Raw genomic sequence first — 11,253 nt, 5'->3', positions numbered from 1 at the left:
GCCCATGGAGGGGCAAGCGTTTTTGGTTCCTTTTTAGGCGTTTGTAAAAAGGGACTCGCCGTAAGGGCGAAACCATAAGTGGCCACACCCGCAGCAACGGATATGTCCCCTATCAAAACCCAACCACACCCACCACACCGAACACCCGGTGTTCTACCTCGACACCGAAGCCCCCTTGAGCGACCTGGCCAGCCCCTACAAAAGCCTGCGTACCTGCAAACGATCAAATGTGGCAACTGCTCAGGCCGTTCTTCTCCAGGTAACGCTGGTGCGCTTCATCCGCCAGGTCGAAGCGGCCCAGGGGCACGATCACCGTGGCCACGGGTTTGTTGAGGCGGCCGGAGTCTTGCAGAGCGGTCTTGGCCGCCCTCGCCTGTTCGGCTTGCGCGGCGTTGGTGTGGAAGATCGCCGAGCGATATTTCACCCCGCCATGCTCGCCCTGGCGATCCACCGAGGTCGGATCATGCAGATCCCAAAAGTGTTCAATCAGGCGGGTATACGCCAGCACCTGCGGGTCGAAATCCACCTGCACCACTTCAATCTGCAAGGCTTCGTCCGCCGCTTCCACGGCGTAGCCGACGCGGCTGTCCACGACCCCAGGCAGCGCCCGAAACGCGGCTTCCGCGCCCCAGAAACACCCGGCGCCGAAGGTCGCCTGTTCGAGGCTGTTCACCGGCGCCCCACTCATTGCGCCACTCCCACTTTCTCGCCGCTGGCACCCAGCCAGCCATCAACGATCTGCGGGTGCGCCGCGACCCATTCCTTGGCCGCCTGCGCCGCCGGTTGCTGTTCCTTTTCGATCTTGAGAATCAGGTCGTTCAGGGCCTGAGGTTCGATGCTGAAGTTCTCCAGGAACGCGGCAATTCGCGGTGCGCGTTTTTGCAGGGCGGTGGACGCCAGGACATACACCCGGGCATCCGGGTAGGCGCAGGTGATCTTGCTCTTGCTCAGCCAATCGGCATCCACCGTCGGGCTGATGAATTTCCAGCAACCGTCCGCCTTGTACAGCGGGTCGCCCTTCTTGTTGTCCTGGGCGTAGCCGTCGAACGCCGGTTCATCCAGGCGGCGCAGGTCGAAGGCGGAGAAGATCCAGTCCGGGGTGTAGGCGTAGAACACCACGCCGCGCTGGGCCTTGTAGGCCGCGGCGAGTTTGGCGTAGGTTACCGAGGCTTCGGTGGACACAGACTCGAATTTGTCGGCAAAGCCAAAATCCTTGGCCTTGATCTCGCCGATGTAGGTCGACTCCCAGCCCGCCGGACCCACCAGCAGTTGCGCCTTGCCGCCGCCCAGGGGTTCGAAGAGTTTCGCCACTTCAGGCTTTTGCAGGTCGTAGACCGACTTCACGCCGTATTTGTCTTGCAGGTAGCCGGGGATGTAGAAGCCCTGCACCCCCAGGTACGGCTGCTTGTTGGGCACCAGGGAGCGGGTGCCGCCGGTGACGTATTTGGCCCAGGCGGCGGACTGGTTGGGCAGCCAGATATCGGTCAGCACGTCCACCGAGCCATCGCCCTTGGCAGCGGCGGCGAACAGCACCGGCACGTCACCGGCGAGGTAGGAAACCTCGCCGTCGAGGCGACTCTTGATCACTTCGCCAAGGATGTTCTGGATGGCGATGGCGCCGGTCCAGTTCTGCTCGCCAATGACGATCTTGTCCTTGGCCAGCACCGGCAGGGACAACCCCAACAGCAGCGCGGCAGCGCCAAGGGTACGGGTAAACGACTTGTTCAAGGGACACCTCATGATTGATGCAATGTGCGATCCCGCTGGCGCAGGGTCGCTTGAATGATGCGGTCGGGAATCAGCGCGCAGAACACGATCGCGGCGCCGGCCAGCATGCCCTCGCCGCCCTTGATGTTGCGCAGCGCGGTCATCACGTCGTAGCCCAGGCCGCCGGCGCCGATCAGCGCCGCCACCACCACCATCGACAGGCTCATCACCAGGGTCTGGTTGATCCCCAGCAGCAAGGAGCCCGCAGCCAGGGGCAGTTCGACCTTGGTCAGGATCTGCCACGGCGTGGCGCCGTGGGCCAGGGCCGCCTCGACGGCGGTCTTGGGCACTTCCTGAATCCCCAGGGCGGTGAGGCGGATCATCGGCGCCAGGGCGAAGATCACCGTGGCGATCACCGCCGGGGTCTTGCCCACCGAGAAGAACGCCACCGCCGGGATCAGGTACACGAAGGTGGGCAAGGTCTGCATCACGTCCAGGAGCGGAGTGATCAGGCGCCGGGCCAGGGCGCGCTTGGCCAGGAGGATGCCGGCGGGTACGCCGATCAACAGCGAGATCAGCACCGAGGAGCCCACCAGGGCCAGGGTGGCGATGGTCCGTTCCCAGAAACCGAACAGGCCGATGTAGAGCAAGGCCGCGGCACTGGTCAGGGCCAGGGCGGCGCCGGCGCTGCGCCAGGCCAGCAGCACCAGGGCCAGGGCCGGCACCGGCCAGGGCAACCAGCCCAGCAGGCTTTCGATGCTTTCGATCACCGTGCGCACGGCGACTATCACGCCGACGAAGGTGCTTTCGAACGTCACCTGGGACCAGGCAATCAGTTGATCGATGGCCGCGGCGGTGCCCAGCAGCACTTGCCGGTCGGCGGGAAATTGCAGCCAGGGGCCAGAGGCATCGGTGGCCAACACCCGCCACAGCACCAGGGCCTGGGACAGCAGCAACACCAGCCACGGCAGACGCCAGTCCGAACGCCCCAGGCGGCTGGGGCGGCGGGCCAGGGCCAGGCTCAACAGGCGGCTGAGCAGCAAGCCGATGAGCGCCAGGGCGGCCCAGGCGAAACTGGCCGTGGCCAGCCCTTGCCCCAAGGCTGCGGCCGCCCCCAGTTCCAGGGCGAAGCCCAGCCAGTACAGGCCACCGCGACCGCTGGCGGCCAGGGCGGCGGGCCCCAGCAGCAGGGCCTGGGCAAAGGACAGTCCGGGGCTGACCGGCGCCGGGGTCGTCGCGCTCTTGCGCGGGGCAATCGTCGCCACCGGCGTGGCGCTGCGGGCGCCGTGTTCCTGGAAGAAGTCCGCCACTTCGGCATCCGCCGGCTGCTTCAGCAATTCCTCGGGCGTGCCGACCTGAATCAGCTGGCCGTGGCGCAGCACGGCGATGCGGTCCGCCAGGTGCAGGGCTTCGGCCGGGTCGTGGGTCACCAGCAAGGTGGTGATGCCGCGCTCGCGCACCACCTGCAGAAAGTGGCTTTGCAGGTCGCGGCGGATGGTCGGGTCCAGGGCGCTGAAGGGTTCGTCCATCAGCAGGATGTCCGGCTCGCTGACCAGGGCCCGGGCCAGGCCGACCCGCTGCTGCATGCCGCCGGACAGCTCATGGGGATAGTGCTCGCCCCAGCCTTCCAGGCCCATGGCCTGCAGTTGCACGTCGGCTGCGGCATGGCGCAGGGCCTCAGGCTCGCCGCGCAGTTCCAGGGGCAAGGCGACGTTGTCGCGCACGCTGCGATGGGGCAGCAGGCCGAAGTGCTGGAACACCATGCCGATGCGCCGCGAACGCAGGGTGCGCAGTTCCCTGGCCGAAAGCTGGCTGATGGCCGAACCGTCGATCAGCACCTCGCCGCTGCTGGGCTCGATCAACCGGTTGATATGGCGCAGCAAGGTGGACTTGCCGCTGCCGGAGGTGCCCATCAGGCACAGCACTTCGCCACGGCGCACCTTGAGGCTGACCTGCTCAACCGCAGGCGGAGCGGACTGGCCACGGCGGCGGGCGTAGTGCTTGGTCAGGTGGCGCAATTCCAGCACCACGTCGGTGTTAACCGCAGGCGGGCTGATTGAGGCAGGGACGGCAAAGGCCTCTTGGGGATGAACGGCAGACACGGGAACTCCTGACGCCGGGCGCGGGATGGCGTAATCGGCGGTGAACAAGAAAAAGGGGGGCCTGTTCGCCGGCAAGCCGGCTCCTACAAGCGAAAGCGACCTAACGACCCACTACAAGGATTTGGGGCTCCACAACTGCACGGCCCGGGCATCCACCGGCTTGGGCAACAGCTTTTCCTGGTAGAAGGCATCGGCGATTTTCTGCTGCTCGCCCAGGGCGTCGGGCTTGACCGCTTCCACCTTGTAGGTGCGGCGGCTGTTGGCCAGTTCCACCGTCGGCACATCCAGGTTGCCCCACAGCGGGCCCAGCAGTTTTGCCGCCTCGGCCGGGTGCGCCTTGACCCAGGTGCCGGTCTTCTGCAGCTCGGCGAACACTTGCTGCAGCACCTCGGGATGGGCCTTGGCGTAGTCATTGGAAGCCAGGTAGTAACGGCGATAGCTGGCCAGCCCCTGGCCGTCGTGCAGCACCCGCGCGCCCTGCTGGCGCTGGGCGCTGGCGACAAAGGGTTCCCAGGTGACCCAGGCATCGACCTTGGCGGTTTCCAGCGCCGCGCGGCCATCGGCCGGGGTCAGGTACACCGGCTGGATATCGGCGAAGCTCAAGCCCGCTTCGCGCAAGGCGGCGATCAGCAGGTAGTGGCTGCCGGCGGCCTTGGTCACGGCGATGCGCTTGCCCTTGAGGTCGGCCAGGGACTTGAGCGGCGAATCCTTGGGAATGACGATGGACTGGGCCGCCGGGGAGGGAGTTTCGCTGGCGAAATAGGTCAGCTGGGCCCCGGCGGCCTGGGCGAAGACCGGCACCGTGTCGGCGACATCGGCGCTGATATCGACATTGCCCACATTCAGCGATTCCGCCAACGGCAGGCCGCTGGTGAACTCGTGCCAGGTGATGTTGACGCCCTGCCCCGCCAGCTGTTTTTCCAGGGTGCCCTGGGCCTTGAGCAAGGCCAGCAGGGTCGAGGATTTCTGGTAGCCGATGCGCAGGTCGGTATCGGCCTGGGCATTGAGGGCCATGCCCAGCGCCAGGCCGGCCAGGGCGGTGATCGACAAGCTACGACGCAAAGCAAAGGGCAGGCGCATGGGGGCGAACCTTCTGGGAGACAGGAAAGTCGCTAAAAGCTAATCGATCTAACAAATCTAAAATAAATACTTTTTAGGAATTAGCTTAGGTTCGGCTGGCAGCTCTATCTCGGCCCTGCCCCCTACGCCCGTGCCGGGCGTGCGCAGCCTGCGGCAGCGGCTACAAAAACCCAGCTCACCACAGACCCTGTAACCGCTGCCGAGCCCGCGAGGCTGCGAAAGGTCGGGCCGCGTTCGGTACGCAGGGCCTTGCTTTTGGCTACCGACCGCACGGTGTCGAGCCGCCGAACTTTGTAGCCCGCAGGCAGAAGAAACTGTCCTTTTTCAGGGTCATCGGCGCCACTGCGCAGGGCAGCAAGGCCTGGTTGACCTCGATCGACAGCTGTTCGCCCTGCAACTCGCGCGGGCCCAGGTCGATGATGCATAGGCCTTCGCCGCTACGCCGCGAGAAGCCAACTGCCTGAATGGGCCGGTTGTCCAGCTTCAGCAGCAGAGGGTTTTGCGCAGGCGAAGCACATGCCATCAGGCTGGGGTGACTGGCCCTGATCCATACATGGCCGTCATCGTCCGACGCGGAAAACAACGGGATGAAGAACAGCGATAAAAGTTGATGGGAGGCGCGGGTCTCCACGTTCACATAGAGTGGGCTGCCCCCGCAGGCCAGCTGGAACGCCGTGCCTTTGTCGAAACCGACAACGCTTGCGTCTTGCCAGCCGCCCGGACTGTCGGCCTTCCAGTCGTGGCCCCATTTGTAATCGATACAACCGCCGAGACTCAGAGCCAGGGCCAGGCAGAGCACCATCCTGTGCATATTCGGCATCCCATGGGAAAAGTTCGCCAGTGTACGCCAGGCAAAGCCCACCACAAGGCCCCTTGCAGGAACTGGCTTGCCAGCGAAGGCGTCGGCATGGGCGATGCATGTCTTGCCGGCCTCTTCGCCGGCAAGCCGGCTCCTACGGGAATGGTGGTGTGGGCGGATTCGTGGAAACACCACAAGCCCCCTGTAGGAGCTGGCTTACCAGCGAAGGCGTCGGCACCGGCGATGCACATCTTGCGGGCCCCTTCGCCGGCAAGCCGGCTCCTACGGGAATGGTGGTGTGGGCAGGTTCGTGGAAACACCACAAGCCCCGTGTAGGAGCTGGCTTGCCAGCGAAGGCGTCGGCACTGGCGATGCACATCTGAGGGGCCTCTTCGCCGGCAAGCCGGCTCCTACGCTTGGCGCTGGGCTATGGCCTGGGAGGCGGCGAGCATGGCGCGCAGCAGCACCGCGCAGCCGGCGGCGAGGTCGTCGGGGTCGGCGTTCTCGATTTCGTTGTGGCTGATGCCACCTTCGCAAGGCACGAAGATCATCCCCGCCGGGCCCAGCTCGGCGACGAAGATCGCGTCATGCCCGGCACCGCTGACGATGTCCATGTGGGACAACCCCAAACCCTGCGCGGCGCCGCGCACCGCATCGACGCACACCGGGTCGAAGTACAGCGGCGGAAAGTCCGCGGTGGGGGTCAGTTCGAAGCTCAGGCCGTGTTCTTCGCAGGTGTTGTCGATCACCTGGCGCACCTCGGCAATCATCGAGTCCAGGCGCGCCGGCTCCAGGTGGCGGAAGTCCAGGGTCATGCGCACCTCGCCCGGAATCACGTTGCGCGAACCCGGGTAGGCTTGCAGGCAGCCAACGGTGCCGCAGGCGTGAGGCTGGTGGCCGAGGGCGGCGCGATTGACCGCCGCCACCACGGCGGCGGCGCCCACCAGGGCGTCCTTGCGCAGGTGCATGGGGGTCGGGCCGGCGTGGGCTTCGACACCGCGCAGCTTGAGGTCGAACCATTTCTGCCCCAGAGCGCCGAGGACAATGCCGATGGTCTTGCGCTCGTCTTCCAGGATCGGGCCTTGCTCGATATGCGCCTCAAAATAGGCGCCCACCGGGTGCCCGCTGACCGGGCGCGTGCCGGCGTAGCCGATGGCGTTCAGCGCCTCACCGACGCTGACGCCATCGACGTCGGTCTTGGCCAGGGTGTCTTGCAGGGTGAATTTCTCGGCGAACACTCCGGAACCCATCATGCACGGCGGGAAACGCGAGCCCTCTTCGTTGGTCCACACCACCACTTCCAGGGGCGCTTCGGTTTCCAGCTTGAGGTCGTTGAGGGTGCGCAGCACTTCCAGCCCGGCCAATACACCGAAGCAGCCGTCGAACTTGCCGCCGGTGGGCTGGGTGTCGATATGGCTGCCGGTCATCACCGGCGGCAGGTGCGGATTGCGCCCGGGGCGGCGGGCGAAGATGTTGCCGATGCCATCCACCGTGACCGCGCAACCGGCCTCCTTGCACCATTGCACGAACAGGTCGCGGGCCTGGCGGTCAAGGTCGGTCAGGGCCAGGCGACAGACCCCGCCCTTGACCGTGGCGCCGAGCCTGGCCAGTTCCATGAGCGACTGCCACAGGCGGTCGTGGTTGATGTGCTGATGGCTGGATTGCAGAACCTCGACGGCAGCGTTCATGGTGATTTCCTCAGGCGTTTCTTCTGGTTTTGTCGGGGGATGCGTGGCGCAATCGCCCGGGATAACGGCCTAGCAACAATCGGTAGGAGCCGGCCGGGCGGCGTTGCGCTTGCCGGCGAAGGGGCCCGCAAGAGGTGCATCGCCCTTGCCGACGCCTTCGCTGGCAAGCCAGCTCCTACGGGACGGGGGTGGTGCCCGCGAGCACGCTGGCTGGGTGTTCATGTTGGGGTCTTGGCGGTCGCCACCTGGGGGCTGCGCAGGCTGCACAGACCGTAGTAGATCAACCCGCCCAGGGCCGAGCCGGTGAACCAGCCGTAGCTGTAGAACCAGTTGAAGGCGCTGCTGCCCAGAGACATCAGGGTCAGGGCCACCGGTACGCCGAAGGCGATGAAGCCGTGCCAGTTCCACGCCGGGTAGACGTCGTCGCGGTACAGGCCGGCCAGGTCCAGGCGCTGTTTCTTGATGATGAAGTAGTCCACCACCATGATCCCGGCAATCGGCCCCAGCAGGCTGGAATAACCCAGCAGCCAGTTGGAATACACGGTCTCCAGGCTGACGTCGGAAATCAGCAGGCCGAGCTTTTTCAGCAGTTCGTGGCCCATCAGCGCCAGCCCCACCAGGCCGGTGAGGATCACCGCGGTGGTGCGGCCGATCAGCTTGGGCGCCAGGTTCTGGAAGTCGTTGGTGGGCGAGACGATGTTGGCCGCAGTGTTGGTGGACAAGGTGGCGATGATGATCAGCGCCATGGCCAGGGCCACCCAGCCCGGGCTCTGGATGTGGCCGATCAGGCTCACCGGGTCGGACACCGTGACCCCCACCAGTTTCACCGAGGCGGCGGTCATCACCACCCCCAGGGCGGCGAACAGGAACATGGTCAGCGGCAGGCCGAAGAGCTGTCCGAGGATCTGGTCCTTCTGGCTTTTCGCGTAGCGGCTGAAGTCGGGAATGTTCAGCGACAAGGTGGCCCAGAAACCCACCATCGCCGTGAGCCCGGCCATGAAGTAACCGGTGACACTGGCGCCCTCGGGACGCTTGGGCGGGATCGCCAACAGCTCAGTCAGCGACACGCTGGGCAAGGCCCATACCAGCAGGCCGATGCCCACCGCCACCAGCAGCGGCGCGGACAGGGTTTCCAGCCACTTGATCGACTCGGCGCCGCGCAGCACCACCCACAGGTTGAGGGTCCAGAAAATCATGAAGCCGATCACCTCGCCGGTGCCGCCCAGGGCCTTCCAGCCCTCGAAGATCGAGCCCAGGAACAGGTGGATCGCCAGCCCGCCGAACATGGTCTGGATGCCGAACCAGCCGCAGGCCACCAGGGCGCGGATCAGGCACGGCACGTTGGAGCCGATGATGCCGAACGAGGAGCGCAGCAGCACTGGGAACGGAATGCCGTACTTGGTGCCGGCAAAGGCGTTGAGGGTCAGGGGCACCAGCACCACGATATTGGCCAGCAGGATCGCCAGCAGCGCCTCGCCGACACTGAGGCCGAAGTAGGCGGTGAGCACCCCGCCCAGGGTGTAGGTGGGCACGCAGATCGACATGCCGATCCACAGTGCGGTGATGTGCCATTTGTTCCAGGTGCGTTCCTGGACCTTGGTCGGTGCGATGTCGTGGTTGTAACGGGGGCTGTCGAGTACGTCGCTGCCGGCGTCCAGCTCGTACAAGCCGGCGCGCTCGGTCACCTGGGATCTGATCTGTTGCATGGCCGCTCCACTGTTGTTCTGATTATTTTGCTCATCAGGCCGGCGCACCAAGGGACAGCGCGCCGGACGATGGCCGGAGAACTTACGACTTCCACCCTCCGGCACATCGACCTGCGGCGGCACTCAATAAAGATGCCAAGTACTTGCGCGGTCGTTGCTGCACGGCTGGCGGAATCCATGTAAACAACTGATGTCATTGGGTTTTATGCAAGCAACTTTCAAGCCCCTGGTTAGTTGCCAATCCACTCAGGCCGGGTGTTTGGCAAGTTGTCCATTCAATCAGGACCCAAAGCAGTGCACGGTTATTTTCCTAGTTATTTCCCGGCCTTCCCAGCGCCTCCTCAAGCAGCTGATTTGACATAGGAAATCTCGACTATTTTTTGATCCTGTCAAGTGCGTCAAAATGGTGAGAGGCTGCACCATTTTGCAGATTTGAACTTTTAATCGTTATATTTCAACAAGTTATATTGAATATAAGCTTATAAAAAATATTCTTGATGTTTCTTTGAAGTGCGACTAGCTTCTAATCCTGTCACCGCTGACAGGATTGTTTAAGTTATCAGTGCGTTCAATAAAAAAGTTAGAACCGACAGCAGTCGGTCATGCCTGCGAGGAACTCGGAATGTCTCTGTTTATCCGTGGCGCCACCGTTATTACCCATGATGAAAGTTATAAAGCCGATGTGCTCTGCGCAGACGGTCTAATTCGCGCCATCGGCAACAATCTGGATATTCCCGTCGGTTGCGAAGTGCTCGATGGCAGCGGCCAATACTTGATGCCCGGCGGCATCGACCCCCATACCCACATGCAACTGCCCTTCATGGGCACCGTGGCCAGCGAAGACTTCTTCAGCGGCACGGCGGCGGGTCTGGCGGGGGCACCACCTCGATCATCGACTTCGTGATTCCCAACCCCCAGCAGTCGTTGCTGGAGGCCTTCCAGCAGTGGCGCGGCTGGGCGGAAAAATCCGCCAGCGACTACGGCTTCCACGTGGCCATTACCTGGTGGAGCGAGCAGGTGCGCGAGGAAATGGCCGAGCTGGTGCAGCACCACGGCATCAACAGCTTCAAGCACTTCATGGCCTACAAGAACGCCATCATGGCCGCCGACGACACCCTGGTGGCGAGCTTCGAGCGCTGCCTGGAACTGGGGGCGGTACCCACGGTGCACGCGGAAAACGGCGAGCTGGTGTATCACCTGCAACGCAAGCTGCTGGCCCAGGGCATTACCGGGCCGGAAGCCCACCCGTTGTCGCGGCCTTCGCAAGTCGAAGGCGAAGCCGCCAGCCGGGCCATTCGCATCGCCGAGACCCTGGGCACGCCGCTGTACCTGGTGCACGTCTCGACCCAGGAAGCCCTGGACGAAATCAGCTATGCCCGGGGCAAGGGCCAGCCGGTCTACGGTGAAGTGCTGGCCGGGCACCTGCTGCTGGACGACAGCGTGTACCGCGACCCGGACTGGCAAACCGCCGCCGGCTACGTGATGAGCCCGCCCTTCCGCCCCCGTGGCCATCAGGAGGCCCTGTGGCGCGGCCTGCAATCGGGCAACCTGCACACCACCGCCACCGACCACTGCTGCTTCTGCGCCGAACAGAAAGCCGCCGGCCGCGATGATTTCAGCAAGATCCCCAACGGCACCGCCGGCATCGAGGACCGCATGGCCGTGCTGTGGGATGAAGGGGTGAATACCGGGCGCCTGTCGATGCAGGAATTCGTCGCCCTGACCTCCACCAACACCGCGAAGATCTTCAACCTCTACCCGCGCAAGGGCGCGATCCGCGTCGGCGCCGACGCCGACCTGGTGCTCTGGGACCCGCAAGGCAGCCGCACCATTTCCGCCAAGACCCACCACCAGCAGGTGGACTTCAACATCTTCGAAGGCAAGACCGTGCGCGGCGTGCCCAGCCACACCATCAGCCAGGGCAAGCTGGTGTGGGCCGACGGCGACCTGCGGGCCGAACGCGGTGCCGGGCGCTACATCGAACGCCCGGCCTACCCGGCGGTGTTCGACCTCTTGAGCAAGCGCGCCGAGCGGCATCAGCCGACGGCGGTTAAACGCTGATCCCGGGAGGGGGCGTTGCCCCCCCTATCGCGAGCAAGCTCGCTCCTACAGAAACCCATGCCCCCTGTAGGAGCTGGCTTGCCAGCGAAGGCGCCCGCAAATCCCTTGTA

Annotated in this window: 7 protein-coding genes and 1 pseudogene; 1 reads left to right on the top strand and 7 read right to left on the bottom strand. The window is 64.5% G+C overall.

The genetic code is table 11. From position 1 onward, the window contains the following. Positions 1–223: 223 nt before the first annotated feature. The 7 genes from msrA to KI242_RS13600 all read right to left on the bottom strand — a co-directional run bounded on the left by msrA (position 224) and on the right by KI242_RS13600 (position 9,082). Positions 224–673: a peptide-methionine (S)-S-oxide reductase MsrA gene (gene msrA, locus KI242_RS13630; RefSeq protein WP_065363814.1), complete on the bottom strand. Its 450-nt coding sequence runs from the start codon at positions 671–673 to the stop codon at positions 224–226. Between the two features lie 11 nt (positions 674–684). Further along, on the bottom strand, positions 685–1,740 hold the full coding sequence (locus KI242_RS13625) for a glycine betaine ABC transporter substrate-binding protein (protein ID WP_053150975.1): 1,056 nt from the start codon (positions 1,738–1,740) through the stop codon (positions 685–687). After that, on the bottom strand, positions 1,737–3,809 hold the full coding sequence (locus KI242_RS13620) for an ATP-binding cassette domain-containing protein (RefSeq protein WP_212806255.1): 2,073 nt from the start codon (positions 3,807–3,809) through the stop codon (positions 1,737–1,739). The genes KI242_RS13625 and KI242_RS13620 overlap by 4 nt, the downstream gene beginning before the upstream one ends. Before the next feature lie 111 nt (positions 3,810–3,920). Beyond that, on the bottom strand, positions 3,921–4,889 hold the full coding sequence (locus KI242_RS13615; protein ID WP_019093858.1) for an aliphatic sulfonate ABC transporter substrate-binding protein: 969 nt from the start codon (positions 4,887–4,889) through the stop codon (positions 3,921–3,923). Positions 4,890–5,148: 259 nt separating this feature from the next. Beyond that, positions 5,149–5,751 (bottom strand): hypothetical protein, encoded by a 603-nt coding sequence (locus KI242_RS13610; RefSeq protein WP_244868195.1) that lies wholly within the window; start codon positions 5,749–5,751, stop codon positions 5,149–5,151. Between the two features lie 347 nt (positions 5,752–6,098). Further along, positions 6,099–7,376 (bottom strand): Zn-dependent hydrolase, encoded by a 1,278-nt coding sequence (locus KI242_RS13605; RefSeq protein WP_212806254.1) that lies wholly within the window; start codon positions 7,374–7,376, stop codon positions 6,099–6,101. A gap of 218 nt (positions 7,377–7,594) precedes the next feature. Further along, positions 7,595–9,082, bottom strand: coding sequence for an NCS1 family nucleobase:cation symporter-1 (locus KI242_RS13600; RefSeq protein ID WP_212806253.1), 1,488 nt, complete (start codon positions 9,080–9,082; stop codon positions 7,595–7,597). Between the two features lie 622 nt (positions 9,083–9,704). Here KI242_RS13600 and hydA point away from each other — a divergent pair. Beyond that, positions 9,705–11,143, top strand: a pseudogene (gene hydA / locus KI242_RS13595) (dihydropyrimidinase). Positions 11,144–11,253: the final 110 nt, after the last annotated feature.

This window comes from Pseudomonas sp. Eqa60 (assembly GCF_018326405.1).
GTDB classification, from domain to species: Bacteria; Pseudomonadota; Gammaproteobacteria; order Pseudomonadales; family Pseudomonadaceae; genus Aquipseudomonas; species Aquipseudomonas protegens.
Note: the sequence above shows the minus strand (reverse complement) of the source record. Positions and strands in the feature narration are given on the sequence as shown.

Excerpts from the sequence above, each read along its gene's own strand:
- KI242_RS13625 (WP_053150975.1), bottom strand. The coding sequence starts at position 1,740 with ATGAGGTGTCCCTTGAACAAGTCGTTTACCCGTACCCTTGGCGCTGCC.
- KI242_RS13615 (WP_019093858.1), bottom strand. The coding sequence starts at position 4,889 with ATGCGCCTGCCCTTTGCTTTGCGTCGTAGCTTGTCGATCACCGCCCTG.
- KI242_RS13605 (WP_212806254.1), bottom strand. The coding sequence starts at position 7,376 with ATGAACGCTGCCGTCGAGGTTCTGCAATCCAGCCATCAGCACATCAAC.
- KI242_RS13600 (WP_212806253.1), bottom strand. The coding sequence starts at position 9,082 with ATGCAACAGATCAGATCCCAGGTGACCGAGCGCGCCGGCTTGTACGAG.